Source organism: Flagellimonas flava (assembly GCF_900129665.1).
GTDB lineage: Bacteria > Bacteroidota > Bacteroidia > Flavobacteriales > Flavobacteriaceae > Flagellimonas > Flagellimonas flava.
In genome coordinates, this window is record NZ_FQWL01000006.1 from 66,431 (window position 1) to 84,504 (window position 18,074).

The following is an 18,074-nucleotide window of genomic DNA, read 5'->3' on the forward strand; positions in this document are numbered from 1 at the left end:
GGTTAAATGTTAGCAGGATTTGGATGCCTTGGCACCAATTTTTTAAAGCGTAACTATAAACCATAAATACGATTAAAATGAAAAAAATCATCTTTGCTTGTTCCATTGTTTTTTCCCTTGCCACAGCTACAAAAGCCCAAACCAGTTATACTGGTGCAATCGGTCTTGGGGTTGATGCCTTTGACGAAGCTACCTTTTTCGGTGCCAAGGGTAAATATTTCTTCTCGGAAAAGCATGTTGGTCAAGCTGACGTTGGATTTGAGGACAACGCTACGATCATAACACTTTTGTATTCCTTTCACAAGGAATTTGTGGGAGCCCGAGGGTTAAGATGGTACTTGGGTGCCGGTCCAAGCATAGTTTTGGTACAGGATTTCGATAATATTTTCGCACTGAGACCACATCTGGGGCTGGATTTTAAGCCGAATGGGGTACCCTTTGTGGTCAATTTCGATTGGCGACCAGCTTTGGTGCTCAGCGAAACTGGGGATGGGGATCCTGCTTCTTTTGGCCTGGGATTGCTGTTCACCATAAACTAGGATAAAGTATTTCAGTTAAGAAAAGCGGGCACTTGCCTGCTTTTCTTTTTAACAGATATTGTACTTTTAGAGCATGAAAATTATGATTATCAATGGTCCCAACTTAAACCTCCTTGGAAAAAGGGAACCGGAGGTGTATGGAAGTACCACATTTGAGGAATACTTGGAAAAGCTGAAGCAGAAGTTCCCAAACGTTGATTTGGACTACTACCAGTCCAATGTGGAAGGAGAATTGATAACCAAAATTCAAGAGGTGGGTTTTTCCTATGACGGGATTGTGCTCAATGCAGCCTCCTACACCCATACTTCTGTCGGAATTGGTGACGCCGTCAAGGCGGTGGATTCGTCTGTGGTTGAGGTACACATATCCAATACCCATAAACGGGAGGATTTTAGACATGTTTCCTACATTTCTTCAGGAGCCAAGGGAGTGATTTTGGGCTTTGGTTTACAGAGCTATGATTTGGCGATAGAAAGTTTCCTATAATTCGACCTACTATTCCAGTGTTTTTAGATACTTTTTATCCGCATAAAAGGTCCCAAATGGCAGCAAGGAAGCTGCAAACAATACAATAAAACGCTTGATGCCCCATTTTTGGGTCCAACAAAATACCAGGGCTATAGCAACGTATGCTATAAACAGAGCCCCATGCGCATAGCCCACAAATTTGTTGGGTTCCAGTATATCTGCCCAATATTTTAACGGCATGGTAATGCCAAACAACAACAAATAGGAGATTCCTTCAAGAATGGCGGTAATCCGAAACGCTTTCAGCATTGATTATAGGTGGATTACTTCATCATAGGCAGCCGCAACCGCTTCCATCACTGCTTCGCTCATGGTAGGGTGCGGGTGGACCGCTTTTAAGATTTCATGCCCCGTGGTTTCCAATTTACGTCCAACAACTGCTTCAGCAATCATATCTGTAACACCGACCCCAATCATGTGGCAACCTAACCATTCTCCATATTTGGCATCAAAAATAACTTTCACAAAACCATCTGGAGTCCCCGAGGCCTTGGCCTTGCCACTCGCAGAAAACGGAAACTTACCCACCTTGAGTTCATAGCCTTGTTCTTTTGCCTGTTTTTCGGTAAGTCCAACGGATGCAACTTCTGGAATACAGTATGTACAACCAGGAATATTTCCATAATCCAAGGCTTCAACGTGCATACCTGCAATTTTTTCAACACAAAGAATACCTTCAGCCGATGCCACGTGGGCCAAAGCCTGACCTGGGGTAACATCACCGATGGCGTAATAACCGGGAATATTGGTTTGGTAATAATCATTGACAAGGATTTTATCCCTGTCCACAACGATACCAACATCTTCCAGGCCAATGTTTTCAATATTGGTTTTGATTCCTACCGCTGATAGCACAATGTCAGCTTCAAGAACTTCTTCACCTTTGGCGGTTTTTACAGTGGCCTTAACCCCTTCTCCAGATGTATCCACATTCGTGACTTCAGCAGAAGTTTTGATTTTTATCCCGTTCTTTTTAAAATTTCGCTCCAATTGTTTAGAGACATCCTCGTCCTCAACCGGAACAATATTGGGCAAATATTCCACAACGGTCACCTCAGTGCCCATGGAGTTGTAGAAATAGGCAAACTCCACACCAATGGCACCACTGCCAACAACAATCATCTTTTTGGGTTGGGTTTCTAGCGACATGGCCTCCCGATAACCGATAACTTTCTTTCCATCTTGCGGAAGACTTGGCAATTCACGGCTTCTAGCACCAGTGGCTATAATGATATGGTCTGCAGTATATTCTGCCGTGTCACCGTGCTCACCTTTTACCAAAACTTTCTTCCCAGGCTGCACCTTTCCATATCCATTTAGAACTTCGATCTTGTTCTTTTTCATCAAAAACTGCACACCCTTGCTCATACTGTCCGCTACACCACGGCTTCTGTTAACAACTGCTCCAAAATCATGCTCTACCTTTTTGGCACTCAGCCCGTAATCTTCAGCATGCTTTAGGTATTCAAAAACCTGGGCCGACTTCAATAGGGCTTTGGTTGGGATACAACCCCAATTAAGACAGACACCACCCAGACTTTCCTTTTCCACAATAGCTGTCTTGAATCCAAGCTGCGAGGCTCGTATTGCCGTTACATATCCTCCAGGACCACTACCCAAAACTATTACATCGAAGTTGCTCATTAGAATTTGAATTTGAATTGATAAAAATAGAACCCACCCTTATTGGACGGGCAGGTGCAAAAGTACGCAATTAGAGGGGCAAAAACCAAGCTTTTGGTCTTACGGAATTGTTACAAAAAAACGGTTGGTGTGTAGAGGCGTCTAGCCGAACATTTTTCTATTGAAAGCTTCAGAACCTCCTTTGGGTATGGAAAGTGAAATCCAACTTTTTCCTTTGATCATTTTGCCCAGAAAGACCAACTGACCAACATGACTTGAATAATGGGCAAGTTGTCGGTTCACGGCCTCAATAATGGAATGTTCCTGATTCCGAATCTTAACTTTAGTGTTGAAATTGGAAGCATTAACGCTATCCAAAGCTTCAAAAAGGCAGTCCCACCCATTTTTCCAGGCGGCCAACATCTCCGGTTTTGAGGCATAAGGAGCTTCAAACTCCATTTCCCTGTCTCTCCATGTCTTTTCCCCATCCTCGGTCAAAAAATTGGTCCAACGACTGAGCATGTTACCCACCATATGTTTAACAATAATGGCAATGGAATTGTCAGTATCCGCGTATTTCCTATGAATTTCTTCATCGGTGAGCTGTGCGAAGGTTTTTTCGCCCAAAGACTTGTAGCGCTCAAACTCAAACCGAACACTTTTCATATAGTCGGTTTGGAAACTCATTCTTCGGATTCTGGATCGAAACCAATACTTACGGAGTTGATACAATAGCGCTGCCCTGTGGTCTCTTGTGGGCCATCGTTAAAAACATGTCCCAGATGACTTCCGCAGTTAGCACAGACCGTTTCTGTCCGGATCATACCATGGGAAGTGTCTCGGATATATTCGATGGCACCTTCCACAGCTTGGTCAAAAGACGGCCATCCGCAGCCACTTTCAAACTTGTTCCCGCTCTCAAATAGTTTGGCGTTACATGCCTTGCAGTGATAGTCCCCGTTTTCAAAATGGAGGTTGTATTGACCGGTATGGGGCCGTTCGGTACCTTTTTGCCGAAGTACATAATATTCCTCTGGGGAAAGCTCCTTTTTCCAGTCTTCCTCTGTTTTGTCAATGCGATACTTTTTGTCCATTTCTCGGGTTGATTTCAATGCAAATTAGCTTAGTCCGCGATAAAATCCAAGGCTACACCATTTATACAATGTCTTTTACCCGTGGTATTTCTGGGGCCATCATTAAATACGTGGCCCAAATGTCCTCCGCAGGTGGCGCAATGTTCTTCTGTTCTGGCGTAGCCTATCTTATAATCAACATCGTAGGCCACATTCCCCTTAATTTCACGATCGAAACTTGGCCAGCCCGTACCGGATTTAAACTTATTTTCACTTCTGAACAACGGGGTGGCACAGGCAGCACAGACATATGTTCCCTTCTCCTTGTTATCCAAAAGATCGCTGCTAAATGCATTTTCGGTAGCTGCTTTTCTAAGAACATAATATTCCATGTCCGTGAGCTCCGATCTCCACTCAGCATCGGTCTTGGTAACTGGATATTCTTTTTCTTTTTCTGAAGATTTTTGCTCTTCCTGGGATACACCTTTGCATCCGGCAAGGACAAGCAAAACCACAAATAACAATTTTTTCCCCATTTCGTTTTTTTAGGTAGACGTGCTACGTACTGAATCCTTTCAAAATAACAATTATAAGTTTTGGAATAAAAAAAATCCTGCCGGAAAACAGCAGGATTCTAAGAATTAGCATTTTTTGAATCTCTAGTTCAACTCCAATTTCCTTACTTGATTTTCTTTAATGCCCAGGGCGGACATTACATTGGAAATGTTTGAGGTATCCATTTTGGATGAATCCGCAAAAACACTGGGAACGAAAACGAGCCTAAACGACTGGTTGTCCGTAAAATTCGTATCCAAGGCTGAAAGATCAAAATTTCCATCGATAAAAATCTCGGTATCCACAAAATTATGGGCCGCCACATATTGTATAGTGCCTTCTGGTAGAAAGAAACTCTGCGGTATTTGACTCCATGCATCGGCGGTACTTCCGTCATCAAGGTCTACAGTTCCATCAAATCGATATACAAGCACAGCATCGGCTTCAAATACTTCGAAATCGGTTACATCGCTATAGGTAATTATGGTGCTATAAATATTGCCGTCCACGTCGTAGGCGAAATTAACTCCATCTACTTCAACGACTTGACCTTGAATCCCGTCCTGACCGTCTAGGCCATCCAATCCATCCAGCCCGTCAAAGCCGGGAGGTCCTTCGGGGCCTTCGCAAGCGACCGTGAAAAGGATGATAAAAGCCCCTAGTATAGTATTGAAATTTTTCATGATTTTTGATTTTTGATTTGCGTTCATTTTTATCTCTTTCCACTTAGAAAATCAAAAAGCATTCCATTTTTTAAATCACCCTGTTTTTTTGTGATAAGAAGCGCTTTGAATCGATTACTTGGTCAAAGATGTGTAATATTGTAATTGTTAAACCAACGCTTATGTCCAAGGTCATTGCCCACAGTTTTTTCACCGAGTTTGATATCAATCTGTTCAAGGCAGGAAAACATTTTAGACTTTACAATAATTTGGGTTCCCATCTTGTTGAAGTAGATGGCGTAAAAGGAACCTATTTCGCGGTTTGGGCACCCTCGGCCAAAACGGTTTCTGTTGTTGGGGATTTTAACGATTGGGACGGCAGGAACCACGAGCTGTACGTTCGTTGGGACGAAAGCGGTATCTGGGAGGGTTTTATCCCAAAAGTGGGGAAAGGAACCAAGTATAAATACAAAATTCAATCGCATAATAATGACATTTGGACCGAAAAAGCGGATCCCTTTGCACGTTATTGTGAACAGCCCCCCAAGACAGCCTCGGTAGTTTGGGACGGAGATTATACCTGGAAGGACAAAAAATGGATGGATACCCGGGAGCAGCACAATGCATTGGACAAGCCCTACTCGGTTTACGAAGTGCACTTGGGCTCTTGGAAGAAAAAGAATGGATGGGAGTTTCTTTCGTATGAAGAACTTGCGGATGATTTGGTAAACTATGTCCATGAAATGGGATTTACGCATGTGGAGTTTATGCCCATTATGGAATACCCTTTTGATCCCAGTTGGGGCTATCAACTTACCGGATATTTTGCGCCAACGTCTCGCTTTGGAACACCTGAAGAATTTAAAAAGTTGGTTGACAAGTTCCATGAGAAAGGCATTGGGGTTATTTTGGACTGGGTGCCTTCGCATTTTCCGGAAGATGCACATGGACTTGGTTTTTTTGATGGGTCAAATCTCTATGAGCATCCTGATAGACGAAGAGGGTACCACCCCGACTGGAAAAGTTTGATATTCAATTATGGCCGAAACGAGGTACGGGCTTTTTTGATCAGTAATGCTGTTTTTTGGCTAGATCAGTTCCATGTGGATGGGTTGCGTGTTGATGCTGTTGCCTCCATGCTGTATTTGGATTATTCGAGAGAAGATGGTGAGTGGGAGCCCAACATATATGGAAACAATGAGAACCTGGAAGCCATGTCATTCCTTAGGGAAATGAATACTGAAGTGTACGCCAGCTTTAAGGGTGTGCAGACTATAGCAGAGGAATCAACAGCTTTTAATGGGGTTTCCAAGCCTGTGGATTTGGGCGGACTTGGTTTTGGAATGAAATGGATGATGGGATGGATGCACGATACGCTTGAATTCTTTAAGAAAGAGCCTATTTTTAGGTCCTATGACCTAAACGACATCACATTCAGCATGACCTATGCGTTCACTGAAAACTTCATGTTGCCCTTTTCCCATGATGAGGTGGTCTATGGTAAAAAATCTTTGTTGTATCGGATGCCTGGTGACGAATGGCAGCGTTTTGCCAACCTCCGGCTCCTATTTGGCTATATGTTCACTCATCCTGGTGGAAATCTGCTCTTTATGGGTGGTGAATTTGGGCAATCCTCGGAATGGAATTTTCAGGAAAGTCTGGAGTGGCATCTTACGCAGTACGATTTTCATTCCGGAATACAAGGGGTCATCAAGGATTTGAACAAAGTTTACAAAGAACAACCTGCTCTGCATCAAAAACAATTCAGCCCAGAAGGTTTTCAATGGATTGAGCACAACGATCAGGAAAACACGGTTTTAACCTATATCCGAAAAGGAAATGAACCCGAAGATGATTTGATCATAGCTTGTAATTTCACCCCGGTTCCAAGGGAGAATTATAGGGTTGGGGTACCAAAAACCAAGCAACTGAAGCTCATATTCAACAGTGATGAAACCAAATATTCTGGTAGTGGAACAGGTAAAAAGACTTTGAGGCCCACCAAGAAGGAATGGAACGGATATCCACAATCGGTATCCATGACACTTCCACCTCTGGGAGTGGTAATTTATAAGTAAGCGGGAAACGCAAACGTTGTAGTTAAGTTTGTGTTCAAAACATCTTTTTAATTTCTCACCCTAAAGTCTTTCTTTTGTGGGTCACATAACCCAACGGCTATGATTACCAACACGGAAATTGAGAAAAGGGGCAATCAGCACCCTAACCATATAGTTGACTTCAAGCAAGAAAACGATAAGCTATATTTTACCACCCAAAATGGTGTAATTCTTGAATTGACCATTCTTAGGGATAGTGCAATTCGTTTTAGATATGCCACAGAACATGTTTTTGAGCCTGACTTTTCCTATGCGATAAGCGATGATGTAAGTCTTGGCTACAATGAACTGTCTGTAAAGGATGAGATCCCAGAATATGTTATTACCACGTCCAAAATCAAGATTTATGTCAACAAGACCAACCTCAGGGTGCAAATTGCGGATTTGGAAGATACCATGATCTTGGAAGATGAGCTTGGGTTCCACTGGGAAGAGAATTATGATTACGGAGGAAACATCGTTAAAATGGGCAAGGTTTGCCATACCGGGGAAAGCTATTACGGTATGGGTGATAAGGCTTCGCATACCAACTTAAAAGGTAAGAGGGTGAACAACTGGGCAACAGATTCGTACGCCTATGGAAAAGACCAAGAACCTTTGTATAAAGCCATTCCCTTTTATGTGGGATTAAAGGAAAATATTGCTTACGGTGTGTTTTTTGACAATTCGTTCAGCACCTATTTTGATTTTGCCAACGAAAAACGAAATGTTACCAGCTTTTGGGCAGATGGTGGGGAGATGAACTACTATTTCTTTTACGGGCCAAAAATGGGGCAGGTAGTTGAGGCGTATACGGATTTGACCGGCGTGCCGGAGCTTCCTCCGCTTTGGGCACTTGGCTTCCATCAATCAAAATGGAGCTATTACCCGGAGAAAAAGGTAAAGAATATAGCCTCGAGCTTCAGAAAATTGAATATTCCATGTGATGCGATTTATCTGGACATCGACTATATGGAAGGCTTTAGGTGTTTCACTTGGGACAATAAGCGTTTTCCAAATCCTAAAAAAATGATCGAGGAATTGGAAGAGGATGGTTTTAAAACCGTTACTATGATCGATCCGGGCATCAAGATAGATCGGGACTATTGGGTATACCAACAAGCCATGGACAACGGTTTTTTCTGCCGACGTGCGGATGGCCCCCATTTTAAAGGAAAGGTATGGCCTGGAGAATGTAAGTTTCCAGATTTTACCCACCCCGATGTTCGAGAATGGTGGGCGACCCTATATAAGGAAATGATTGCCGATTTGGGTGTCAAGGGAGTCTGGAACGATATGAACGAACCGGCAGTGATGGAGGTGCCTACTAAAACTGCAAATCTTGATGTACGCCACGATTACGATGGGCATCCATGTAGCCATAGAAAGGCGCACAATGTATACGGTATGCAAATGGTAAGAGCCACCTATGATGGAGTCAAGAAGTTTATGTTTCCACGCAGACCCTTTGTGTTGACACGGGCCGCATACTCAGGCACGCAAAGATATTGCGCTACTTGGACGGGGGACAATGTTGCTACTTGGGAACATCTTTGGATCGCCAATGTGCAGATGCAGCGTATGTGCATGAGTGGTTATTCTTTCGTTGGGTCGGATATCGGTGGTTTTGCCGAGCAACCTAACGGCGAACTTTTCGCCAGATGGATGCAATTGGCCGTATTTCACCCATTCTGCAGGGTACACTCCAGTGGAGATCATGGGGATCAAGAACCTTGGTCTTTTGGTGATGAAATCACAGATATCGTAAGGAAATACATTGAGTTGAGATACCAGCTGTTGCCTTACCTGTATACTATGTTTTATAAATACATCAGAAGTGGACTTCCCATGCTTCAATCCCTTGTCTTTTATGATCAGGAGGATTCGCAAACACATTTTAGGACCGACGAATTTCTCTTTGGTGAAAAGCTTTTGATCTGCCCCGTACAAGAACCCAATGCACAGGGAAGGAGAATGTATTTCCCAGTAGGGGAGTGGTATAATTATTGGACCGATGAGGTAGTTTCTGGAGGGGTTGAGAAATGGGTGTCGGCAGATATAGAGACCATCCCCTTGTTTGTGAAAGAGGGGGCAATGATACCAAAGTACCCTGTACAGCAATATGTTGGGGAAAAGGAAATTACGGAATTGGCAATCGATGTATATTACAAAGAGGGTATTGAAAACTCAAGTGTATACGAGGATCAGCAAGATGGATATGACTATAAAAAGGGCAGGTACAGTTACAGAAGGTTTAGACTTCGAGGTAAGGAAAACGAACTTATCATTCAACAGTTCAAGGACGGTGATTTTATCACACCATATGAAAAGATGAAATTGACTTTTCATGGCTTGCCATTTAAAATCGGTGTAGTGGAATTGGATAATGAACAAATAGACCCGAAAGACATCAAATTGAACGGCAATAACCAGATTGAAATCAGCAAGGATTTTACCGAACTGCATCTTTTCGGAGCATAATTTTTTGTATTTTCCCTAGACTAAACACTATTAACAAGTATGAAAAGAGTAATTCTAACGGCAGTTGTTTTTTTGGCAGTTGCCGCATGCAAGACAAATCCGTTTACAGGGAGAAGTACGCTTAATTTTTACCCCAATAGCCAAATTTTCCCAATGGCTTTTGCCCAGTACGATCAGTTCTTGAATGAAAACAAGGTGATCACGGGCACTTCTGATGCCAAGATGATTGAAAAAGTTGGACAGCGCATTGCCACAGCGGCAGAGCGGTGGTTGGATGCCAACGGTTACCCTGGGTATCTAAAAGATTACAAATGGGAATACAATCTGGTAAACGATGAAACCGTAAACGCATGGTGCATGCCGGGTGGAAAAATTGTCTTTTACACGGGAATCTTGCCCATCACACAAACGGAGACTGGGGTTGCGGTAGTCATGGGTCATGAAGTAGCGCATGCGTTGGCCGATCATGGTGCGCAGCGAATGAGCGCTGGAATGCTGCAGCAGATTGGTGCGGTAGCGGGTAATGTGGCGATTAAGGACCCACAGAAGCGGAACACCTTTAACCAAGCCTATGGCCTTGGATCAACGGTTGGTGTAATGCTGCCTTTTAGCAGGGGACATGAAACCGAGGCGGACCGTATTGGGCTTCAGATTATGGCCATAGCAGGCTACAATCCGGATGAGGCTGCCAATTTATGGCGACGAATGAAAGCAAAGTCGGGAGGACAGGCTCCACCAGAATTTATGAGCACGCACCCATCAAATGATACAAGAATAAACAATCTCACCGCTTGGGCTCCGGCAGCAAAACAAGAGGCCGCCAAGTTTGGTGTGACATCATTTAAATAACCAATTGATTAACCAAATTTTAATGCCATTTAGAGCGAAATGGATGCCTTCGGGTTTTCCTCCTTTGCTGTAAGTGGCATTTTTTATACCGAAAGACCATGGCACAAGTACTCGCAATGAAGGGAAGTAAGAAATTGTTGAATGCTTGGGCCTTTTACGACTGGGCCAATTCGGTATACAGTTTGGTAATCTCCTCGGCCATTTTCCCAATTTTTTATGGAGCCCTGTTCCGTGTTGCTGAAATCGAGAAAGTAACCATTTTCGGAGGGGAGATTGCAAGAGCTCCTTTGATCAGTTATGTAACGTCCTTAGCTTTTGTCTTTATTGCCATCGTGACGCCTCTGGTGTCTGGAATCGCAGATTATTTGGGAAACAAGAAAATCTTCCTGAAGTTTTTCTGCTATCTAGGCGCACTCTCTTGCATTGGTCTATATTGGTTTTCCTTGGAAAACATCTACTTTGGATTGATTTGCTACTTTTTCGGTTTGGTCGGGTTTTGGGTGAGTTTCGCCATTAACAATTCGTACCTGCCCGATATAGCCTACCCAGAACAGCAGGATAAAGTTAGCGCGAAGGGATTCTCATTGGGATATATTGGTAGCGTTATACTTTTGGTTTTTAACCTGGCTATGGTGATGCAACCTGCGGTATTTGGAATTACGGATAGTGGGGGCGAGGTAGCCGAAATCAAGGCCATGAAATATTCATTTATTTCTGTGGGCATTTGGTGGATTTTATTTAGTCAGTATACCTTCTTTCATTTACCTAAGGGCTATAAAAGGGAAGGGCAGCGCACCAATATCGTCCTTAATGGTTTTAGGGAACTGAAACAGGTATGGAGACAATTGGGGACTGAAACTCGGTTAAAAAGATATTTGGGTGCCTTTTTCGTCTATAGTATGGCGGTACAGACCATTATGTTAATTGCCACTTATTTTGGAGAGGAAGAAATTAATTGGGGCAGCGATGGTGAACGTACCACCGGACTGATTGTTAGTATCCTAGTGATACAAATTGTGGCCATACTTGGAGCTACTGTGACGGCATTGGCGTCCAAGGCGTACGGCAACATCAAAACTTTGGTAGTCATCAACATCTTTTGGATTTTGCTTTGTGTCTATGCTTATTTTTTACAGACCCCAATGGATTTCTATATCGCTGCAGGCTTGGTGGGAATTGTAATGGGCGGAATTCAAGCCCTCTCCAGGTCTACCTATTCCAAGTTTTTACCAGAAACCACGGATACCACTTCGTTTTTTAGTTTTTATGACGTAGCGGAAAAAATCGGAATTGTAATAGGTACTTTTTTGTATGGCGCCGTGGCCCAACTCACTGGTAGCATGAGAAACAGTACCATCTTCTTGGGATTGTTCTTTCTGATTGGCGCATTCTTGTTGACGAGGGTAAACAAGAAAAAATAACGGAATGGTGAATCTTCCGAGCATAAAAGAGAGGGTCAGATGCGTATCAATACCAACCATTATTTTACTTTCGTTTCTTTCATGCGGCAGGGTAGAGGACAAGAATATTGCCAAGGCCGTAGAAGAGTATTACGACACTTTCAAGGCAAGGGAGGATTTTGATAAATTCATTTCCTTCTATGACGATGAGGTTATTCTGGAGGATGTGGTAAATGCAGATAGAATAGAAGGAAAGAGGGCACTCACAGAGTTTTTTGATTGGAATAACCCAAACTTTGAAAAAGGAAGTACTGACACGCTGGTCATTTATGAACAGATTATTGATGGCAACAAGGTTGTAACTAGAGGTTATTTCACTGAATTTTTTTGGGGAGGAACAGAGTTTGAAGCCATGCACTTTGTTACGATACTCACGTTCAATGAGTCCAGTAAAATAATCAAACAAATAGATTGGATCAATTACCCTTCAAATTTGATTGACTATAATAACAGAAGAAACTCCAACCACTGGATTAAAAAGTAAAAACCTGGACCATTGGCCCAGGTTTCTCCTGTTTTTGATTGATGTTGATTTGTTTTTTGATTGGTAATAAACTCCTTATCCTTTGGATATGTCTCCAGAACCAGAGGATTTACTTTTAATTTTTGATGGATTGCCCCTGTAACTAATATCTCCAGACCCAGATACGCGAGCATCAATGGATTGGTTGGCGGTAACTTTTATATCTGCGGAACCTGATACTTGGGCTGTTACATTTTCGGCTTCAAGGTCGTAGGCTTTTACATCACCGGAACCGGATACCTGTACGGACAGATCAGTGGCTCTTCCTTCAAGATTGATATCTCCAGAACCTGAAAGTGAGGCATCTACTTTCTCTGCTTCAATGGACAGAGTAACATCTCCGGACCCAGACATACTGGCGCTAAAATAATCGGATTTAAGTATAGTTTTACCAACGATATCCCCAGAACCGGAAAGCGCAACGGACTCAATATCCTCAACGGGCACGGTCACATGGATTCCCGTGTTCCAACTAGAAGGTCTAAGATTCACCCCTCTTTCCTGCTTTATGATCAATTTGCCGTTTTTCACCTCGGTTTTAATATGGTCTAAAAGATTGGACTCTCCCCTTAGGGTAATTTCTCCCTCGTTCCCGGCTACAAGTTCTACATCGAACCAACCGGCAAGTGCAACGGCGTCATATTCCCCAACGGAACGTTCCAAAGTGACAACATTACCGTTTCCTTTAATTCTTCTACCCCATTGGGCATTGGTTATGGCCACCATGGATAGCGCTAGCGTTAATGTGATTAGTTTTTTCATGATTGTGTTTTTATGGATTGTTTTTTGATTTTTAGTTTTGATAAAAGGTTACCCCACCATAATCTGTGGTGATGAGAATGGTATTCCCTGAATTTTCACTTCCGTAATATCCCTTGTAATATTTCTCAGAGGATTTTTCCTTACTAATATTAATTTCAAAAGCATCTTTTCCACTTACACCAGCATACTCCGCAGATATTTCAAAATCGAAGTGGTATTCTGGATGGTAGCCAATTTTGATTCCCGTGTAATCGGTTTTGATATTCACATCACCGGCATCGGGGGCCAACTGGTCTATTTTAAGTGAACCGTAATCTGAGGTGACACTGATTTTTCCGTGAACTGTTCCCAATTTCACACCTACATAATCACCATTTCCATTTACGTTATTGACCTCCCTGACTTCCAATGAACCATAGTCACTGGAATATTCAAGATTCTCCATCTGATTTACCGTACTGTTGGTGTAATCCGCCTTTATGGTCAGATTACCGGCCTTTTCTACAGTAAATCCTGAGTAGTCCGCTATAATTTCACCACTGTTGATGTATTCAAAATTAGATCTGGAAGTATAGTCAAAACGGAGTTCGTTGTTTCTTCCTCGGAGTTCCCCTATGTCGATTTTACCGTAATCGCAGTTTATTTTGGCATGGCCATCCACCCGATCCAGATAGATGTTTCCGTAATCGTTATTTAGGTTTACGCTGTTCTTAACAGGAATCTTTATGGTGTAGTTGACCTGAACGTTCACATTTTTGCGTCTTCCCCAGCTCCATCCCCAGCTGTTTCCACGATCTCCGAAAATGGTTCGGGCTGATACTAGGTTACTGCTGTTTTCGAAATCCACATCAATTTCATCCAGTCTTTTCTGAACCCTTTCTTCGTTGTTTCCATTGGTTTTGATGCGCACTTCAATAACAACCCTGTCTTCGTTCCACGATGTGATATTAAGATTGCCATAGCTGTTCTTCACTTTAAAGAGAGCGTCTGAATTAACGTTGAACTCCTTTTTTATGGTTTTTTCCTTGGTGTATCTTCCAGGCAGTTTGTTACTGTCTGCATGAGATACCAGTGGCAACAGGAAAAGTGTTGCTAGGATATATTTAAATAGTAACGTTCTCATCATAATATGATTTAATATTCTTAATGTTTTCAATATTGGTCAGTACCTCCTTGAGAAGGTCTATTCTGGTCTGGAAATTGGTAATCATGGCATTTAAAATTATTTTGCTGTTACCACCATTCACCAATTCCTGTTCTAAGGCTTCGTAATCTTTTCCCAGTTTGTCCAATTGTTGCAGGGTGTCATCCACAAGCTTCGCGGTTTCAGGGGACTTTTCGTCTTTTAGCTGCTGTACCTGCTCTTCAATAAGGTTGGCAAAGTAGAATTCGGTTTGGGATACTTCCGGAGCTATCTCAACAACCTGTTCCTTAATACTGGGATTGGAGCTGAATACCTGCACTGCCAACATGCCAATGAGTGCAATGGACGCAGCTATTGATAACGGTTTCCACCAATTGGACTTCTTTTGCGGAAGGGAGGTTACACCTTTGGACTGGTTTAACTTCTCCAGAAACCTTGCTTGGTGCCCATCCTGCGGTGCTTCAAAGTCAAAACTGCCTTTGAGGTTCCCGAACAACTCATCTATTCTATCCTGTTCCATAATCAAGCATTTATTGTCAATTTCTTTCTTAGACTTTCTTTGGCCCTTGAAATTGTGGTTCTACAATTTGCATAACTGATGTCCATAATTTCACTGATTTCTTCATAATCGTAACCTTCAACTAAATGTAAGGTCAAAGAAACTCTGTAATTGTCTTTCAAACTTTTCATGGTTTCCATCACTTTTTGAGCCTTCAGTTCTGTGTAACCATTCTGATTAAGATCAACTGCATCATTGTCTTCGACCTTGTACATTATTTCATCTAAGTCCACAGCTCTCATTTTTTGCTGTTTCTTGTAATGATGGATGCTATTGTTAATTACAATTCGCTTCAGCCATGCCCCGAAGGTCACCTCTGCTTTGAACGTATGCAGTTTGGTAAATGCGTTTAAAAACGATTCCTGCATTACGTCTTCAGCTTCGGCGGAATCCTTTACAATCCTGAAGGCTGTGTTGTACATCGCCTTGTAATAGCGGTTGTAAATTTCCAACTGTGCACTTTGTTTCCCCTTTAGGCACGATTGAAGCAGTGCATCAATATGTTCATTTTGGTGGCTCAAAAAATGAATGGTTTGTCTTATAGATGGCCCAATTTATCAATTGTTACACTTTTTTTTAATTTTTTAAATTTTATTGGCATAACAATTGCCCTTCTAGGGAAAGAAAGGGGGCAAATCTTAGAGCAATGCCTGTTTTAAAGGCGTTTTTCAAGATTTCTCCCAATGATAGAACTGAAGATTTATGTCATTTGTGACAAAATGACCGAACTAATGTATATGGGAGAAATAAAAATTTCAACTTTTGACAATATATCACTACAAGGATTGGATGAGGATGCGGAGTTAATACCTCTGCTCACACCAGAGGATGAGGAGGAAATGAACCGGGAAGACCTACCGGAGACCTTACCTGTACTTCCCTTGCGCAATACCGTACTTTTTCCTGGAGTTGTTATACCAATTACCGCAGGAAGGGATAAGTCAATCAGCCTTATTAAGGATGCCAACAATGGCACTAAAACCATTGGGGTGGTTTCCCAAAAAGATGAGGAGACCGAAAACCCTGGGGTAAACGACATTAACACCTTGGGTACTGTAGCCAGAATTCTTCGAGTTTTGCAAATGCCTGATGGAAACACCACTGTGATCATTCAAGGGAAAAAACGTTTTGAGATTGCAGAGGTTATTACCGAACAACCCTATCTGACCGCTACCGTTCGTGAAGCCAAGGAGGAACGACCCAATGAAAAAAGTGAGGAATTTGCAGCCATCATCGATTCCATTAAGGAATTGGCGTTTAAGATTATTAGGGATAACCCAAATATTCCCAGTGAGGCCACTTTCGCCATTAAGAATATTCAAAGCAATTCGTTCCTGATCAATTTCGTCTCTTCTAATTTGAATTTGAGTGTAGCGGAAAAGCAAAACCTACTGGAGATTCCAAACCTTCAGGAAAGGGCATTGACCACCTTGAAATACATGAATATGGAGCTTCAGAAATTGGAGCTGAAAAACGATATTCAATCCAAGGTGCGCAGCGATATGGATCAACAACAGCGCGAGTATTTTCTGCACCAGCAGATGAAGACCATTCAGGAAGAACTGGGTGGCGTGTCTTATGAGGAAGAGGTAGACGAAATGCGCATCAAGGCCAAAAAGAAGAAGTGGGATAAAAAGGTGAAAGAACATTTTGAGAAAGAACTTTCCAAAATGCAGCGGATGAATCCCCAAGTGGCGGAATACTCCATTCAAAGAAATTACCTGGATTTGTTCTTGGATTTACCTTGGAACGAGTTCTCGAAGGATAAATTCGATTTAAAAAGGGCACAGCAGATTTTAGATCGTGATCATTATGGCCTAGAGGATGTAAAACGCCGTATTATTGAATATTTGGCTGTGTTGAAGCTGAGAAATGACATGAAGTCGCCTATTCTTTGTTTATATGGACCTCCGGGGGTGGGTAAAACCTCCTTGGGGAAATCCGTAGCGGAGGCGCTGGGTCGTGAGTATGTTCGCATGTCCTTGGGAGGATTACGGGATGAAGCCGAGATTCGAGGACATCGTAAGACCTATATCGGGGCTATGCCGGGAAGGATTGTCCAAAGTTTGAAAAAGGCAGGGACTTCGAATCCTGTTTTTATTCTGGACGAAATTGATAAACTTTCGAATAGTCACCAAGGCGACCCTTCTTCCGCGATGCTGGAAGTACTTGATCCGGAACAGAACAGCGAGTTTTATGATAATTTCCTGGAAATGGGTTATGATCTATCCAAAGTTATGTTCATCGCCACGGCGAATAATCTAGGTACCATTCAGCCGGCACTGCGAGATCGGATGGAAATTATAAATGTAACGGGGTACACCATCGAGGAAAAGGTGGAAATCGCCAAGAAACATTTGTTGCCCAAACAGCTTAAAGAACATGGACTTTCTACAAAAGACTTGAAGATAGGAAAACCCCAATTGGAGAAAATTGTTGAAGGGTATACCCGCGAATCTGGGGTTCGTAACCTGGAAAAGCAACTTGCTAAAATGGTTCGCTATGCGGCCAAATCCATTGCAATTGAGGAGGAATACAACATCAAGGTCACGAGTGCGGACGTGGAAAAAGTTTTGGGACCTGCACGTTTGGAACGCGATAAATATGAGAACAACGATGTGGCCGGCGTGGTCACCGGTTTGGCCTGGACAAGTGTTGGTGGTGATATTTTATTTATTGAGTCCATTCTATCCAAAGGAAAAGGAGCCCTGAACATCACAGGTAACCTGGGCAAGGTGATGAAGGAATCAGCCACCATAGCCATGGAATACATCAAATCCAATGCGGATACATTTGGAATAGATCCAGAGGTATTTGAAAAGTACAATGTGCATATTCATGTTCCGGAAGGAGCAACACCTAAAGATGGCCCAAGTGCGGGCATCACCATGTTAACATCTTTGGTGTCCTTGTTTACCCAACGGAAAGTGAAAAAGAGCCTGGCTATGACCGGAGAAATTACCCTAAGAGGTAAGGTATTGCCCGTTGGGGGAATAAAAGAAAAGATTTTGGCTGCGAAAAGAGCACGAATCAAAGAAATCATTCTTAGTGAAGATAACAGGAAGGACATCGGGGAAATTAAGCAGGATTATTTAAAGGGACTTACCTTCCATTATGTTTCTGACATGAGTGAAGTTATAGATATTGCCGTTACCAATCGAAAGGTAAAGAACGCCAAAACACTGTAAATATCCTTATTTATTGGAACTCCCGCAAGCA

The 18,074-nt window shown here is 42.5% G+C and carries 18 protein-coding genes; 8 read left to right on the top strand and 10 right to left on the bottom strand.

All coding sequences use genetic code 11. From position 1 onward, the window contains the following. Nucleotides 1–77 precede the first annotated feature (77 nt). Nucleotides 78–539: a hypothetical protein gene (locus BUC10_RS15055; RefSeq protein WP_073181126.1), complete on the top strand. Its 462-nt coding sequence runs from the start codon at nucleotides 78–80 to the stop codon at nucleotides 537–539. Nucleotides 540–612: 73 nt separating this feature from the next. Further along, nucleotides 613–1,026: a type II 3-dehydroquinate dehydratase gene (gene aroQ / locus BUC10_RS15060; RefSeq protein WP_073181128.1), complete on the top strand. Its 414-nt coding sequence runs from the start codon at nucleotides 613–615 to the stop codon at nucleotides 1,024–1,026. Nucleotides 1,027–1,035: 9 nt separating this feature from the next. Here aroQ and BUC10_RS15065 read toward each other — a convergent pair whose 3' ends face one another. From BUC10_RS15065 to BUC10_RS15090, 6 genes are all read right to left on the bottom strand, one after another. Beyond that, nucleotides 1,036–1,317: a DUF3817 domain-containing protein gene (locus tag BUC10_RS15065; protein WP_073181129.1), complete on the bottom strand. Its 282-nt coding sequence runs from the start codon at nucleotides 1,315–1,317 to the stop codon at nucleotides 1,036–1,038. Between the two features lie 3 nt (nucleotides 1,318–1,320). Beyond that, nucleotides 1,321–2,712 (bottom strand): dihydrolipoyl dehydrogenase, encoded by a 1,392-nt coding sequence (gene lpdA, locus BUC10_RS15070; protein ID WP_073181131.1) that lies wholly within the window; start codon nucleotides 2,710–2,712, stop codon nucleotides 1,321–1,323. A gap of 141 nt (nucleotides 2,713–2,853) precedes the next feature. After that, nucleotides 2,854–3,378, bottom strand: a complete 525-nt coding sequence (locus tag BUC10_RS15075) for a DUF1572 family protein (protein WP_073181133.1) — start codon at nucleotides 3,376–3,378, stop codon at nucleotides 2,854–2,856. Then, nucleotides 3,375–3,785, bottom strand: a complete 411-nt coding sequence (gene msrB / locus BUC10_RS15080) for a peptide-methionine (R)-S-oxide reductase MsrB (RefSeq protein ID WP_073181136.1) — start codon at nucleotides 3,783–3,785, stop codon at nucleotides 3,375–3,377. The genes BUC10_RS15075 and msrB (BUC10_RS15080) overlap by 4 nt, the downstream gene beginning before the upstream one ends. 29 nt (nucleotides 3,786–3,814) lie before the next feature. Continuing rightward, on the bottom strand, nucleotides 3,815–4,300 hold the full coding sequence (gene msrB, locus BUC10_RS15085; RefSeq protein ID WP_073181138.1) for a peptide-methionine (R)-S-oxide reductase MsrB: 486 nt from the start codon (nucleotides 4,298–4,300) through the stop codon (nucleotides 3,815–3,817). Between the two features lie 123 nt (nucleotides 4,301–4,423). After that, the gene (locus tag BUC10_RS15090) at nucleotides 4,424–5,002 is read right to left on the bottom strand and encodes a dihydrolipoamide dehydrogenase (RefSeq protein WP_073181296.1); all 579 of its coding nucleotides are present in this window, start codon (nucleotides 5,000–5,002) and stop codon (nucleotides 4,424–4,426) included. A gap of 161 nt (nucleotides 5,003–5,163) precedes the next feature. Here BUC10_RS15090 and glgB point away from each other — a divergent pair, with 161 nt between their 5' ends. From glgB to BUC10_RS15115, 5 genes are all read left to right on the top strand, one after another. Beyond that, nucleotides 5,164–7,059, top strand: coding sequence for a 1,4-alpha-glucan branching protein GlgB (gene glgB / locus BUC10_RS15095; RefSeq protein ID WP_073181298.1), 1,896 nt, complete (start codon nucleotides 5,164–5,166; stop codon nucleotides 7,057–7,059). A 99-nt stretch (nucleotides 7,060–7,158) separates the two neighbouring features. Continuing rightward, entirely contained in the window at nucleotides 7,159–9,558 is a 2,400-nt protein-coding gene (locus BUC10_RS15100; RefSeq protein WP_073181140.1) for a glycoside hydrolase family 31 protein, read from the top strand. Between the two features lie 39 nt (nucleotides 9,559–9,597). Beyond that, entirely contained in the window at nucleotides 9,598–10,407 is an 810-nt protein-coding gene (locus BUC10_RS15105; RefSeq protein ID WP_073181143.1) for a M48 family metallopeptidase, read from the top strand. Nucleotides 10,408–10,505: 98 nt separating this feature from the next. Then, entirely contained in the window at nucleotides 10,506–11,828 is a 1,323-nt protein-coding gene (locus BUC10_RS15110; protein WP_073181145.1) for an MFS transporter, read from the top strand. Between the two features lie 4 nt (nucleotides 11,829–11,832). Next, nucleotides 11,833–12,351 carry a nuclear transport factor 2 family protein gene (locus BUC10_RS15115; RefSeq protein ID WP_073181147.1) on the top strand — a complete coding sequence of 173 codons (519 nt, stop codon included), beginning with the start codon at nucleotides 11,833–11,835 and terminating at the stop codon, nucleotides 12,349–12,351. A gap of 75 nt (nucleotides 12,352–12,426) precedes the next feature. Here BUC10_RS15115 and BUC10_RS15120 read toward each other — a convergent pair whose 3' ends face one another. Genes BUC10_RS15120 through BUC10_RS15135 form a run of 4 tightly spaced genes read right to left on the bottom strand, consistent with a single transcriptional unit; the run spans nucleotide 12,427 to nucleotide 15,376 of the window. After that, entirely contained in the window at nucleotides 12,427–13,152 is a 726-nt protein-coding gene (locus BUC10_RS15120) for a head GIN domain-containing protein (RefSeq protein WP_073181149.1), read from the bottom strand. Between the two features lie 31 nt (nucleotides 13,153–13,183). Next, complete coding sequence (locus BUC10_RS15125) at nucleotides 13,184–14,275, bottom strand: DUF4097 family beta strand repeat-containing protein (RefSeq protein WP_073181151.1); 1,092 nt, start codon at nucleotides 14,273–14,275, stop codon at nucleotides 13,184–13,186. Then, on the bottom strand, nucleotides 14,256–14,816 hold the full coding sequence (locus tag BUC10_RS15130; RefSeq protein ID WP_073181154.1) for a hypothetical protein: 561 nt from the start codon (nucleotides 14,814–14,816) through the stop codon (nucleotides 14,256–14,258). The genes BUC10_RS15125 and BUC10_RS15130 overlap by 20 nt, the downstream gene beginning before the upstream one ends. A gap of 2 nt (nucleotides 14,817–14,818) precedes the next feature. Next, nucleotides 14,819–15,376: an RNA polymerase sigma factor gene (locus BUC10_RS15135; protein WP_073181156.1), complete on the bottom strand. Its 558-nt coding sequence runs from the start codon at nucleotides 15,374–15,376 to the stop codon at nucleotides 14,819–14,821. Between the two features lie 216 nt (nucleotides 15,377–15,592). On the opposite strand from BUC10_RS15135, the gene lon reads away from it, so the two are divergent. Continuing rightward, nucleotides 15,593–18,043 (top strand): endopeptidase La, encoded by a 2,451-nt coding sequence (gene lon / locus BUC10_RS15140; RefSeq protein ID WP_073181300.1) that lies wholly within the window; start codon nucleotides 15,593–15,595, stop codon nucleotides 18,041–18,043. Nucleotides 18,044–18,074: the final 31 nt, after the last annotated feature.

Coding starts and splice junctions, on each gene's coding strand:
- lpdA (WP_073181131.1), bottom strand. CDS start 2,712: ATGAGCAACTTCGATGTAATAGTTTTGGGTAGTGGTCCTGGAGGATAT.
- BUC10_RS15110 (WP_073181145.1), top strand. CDS start 10,506: ATGGCACAAGTACTCGCAATGAAGGGAAGTAAGAAATTGTTGAATGCT.
- BUC10_RS15100 (WP_073181140.1), top strand. CDS start 7,159: ATGATTACCAACACGGAAATTGAGAAAAGGGGCAATCAGCACCCTAAC.
- BUC10_RS15120 (WP_073181149.1), bottom strand. CDS start 13,152: ATGAAAAAACTAATCACATTAACGCTAGCGCTATCCATGGTGGCCATA.
- BUC10_RS15065 (WP_073181129.1), bottom strand. CDS start 1,317: ATGCTGAAAGCGTTTCGGATTACCGCCATTCTTGAAGGAATCTCCTAT.
- BUC10_RS15075 (WP_073181133.1), bottom strand. CDS start 3,378: ATGAGTTTCCAAACCGACTATATGAAAAGTGTTCGGTTTGAGTTTGAG.
- BUC10_RS15130 (WP_073181154.1), bottom strand. CDS start 14,816: ATGGAACAGGATAGAATAGATGAGTTGTTCGGGAACCTCAAAGGCAGT.
- aroQ (WP_073181128.1), top strand. CDS start 613: ATGAAAATTATGATTATCAATGGTCCCAACTTAAACCTCCTTGGAAAA.
- BUC10_RS15105 (WP_073181143.1), top strand. CDS start 9,598: ATGAAAAGAGTAATTCTAACGGCAGTTGTTTTTTTGGCAGTTGCCGCA.
- BUC10_RS15055 (WP_073181126.1), top strand. CDS start 78: ATGAAAAAAATCATCTTTGCTTGTTCCATTGTTTTTTCCCTTGCCACA.
- BUC10_RS15090 (WP_073181296.1), bottom strand. CDS start 5,002: ATGAAAAATTTCAATACTATACTAGGGGCTTTTATCATCCTTTTCACG.
- msrB (WP_073181138.1), bottom strand. CDS start 4,300: ATGGGGAAAAAATTGTTATTTGTGGTTTTGCTTGTCCTTGCCGGATGC.
- BUC10_RS15115 (WP_073181147.1), top strand. CDS start 11,833: ATGGTGAATCTTCCGAGCATAAAAGAGAGGGTCAGATGCGTATCAATA.
- msrB (WP_073181136.1), bottom strand. CDS start 3,785: ATGGACAAAAAGTATCGCATTGACAAAACAGAGGAAGACTGGAAAAAG.
- glgB (WP_073181298.1), top strand. CDS start 5,164: ATGTCCAAGGTCATTGCCCACAGTTTTTTCACCGAGTTTGATATCAAT.
- lon (WP_073181300.1), top strand. CDS start 15,593: ATGGGAGAAATAAAAATTTCAACTTTTGACAATATATCACTACAAGGA.
- BUC10_RS15125 (WP_073181151.1), bottom strand. CDS start 14,275: ATGAGAACGTTACTATTTAAATATATCCTAGCAACACTTTTCCTGTTG.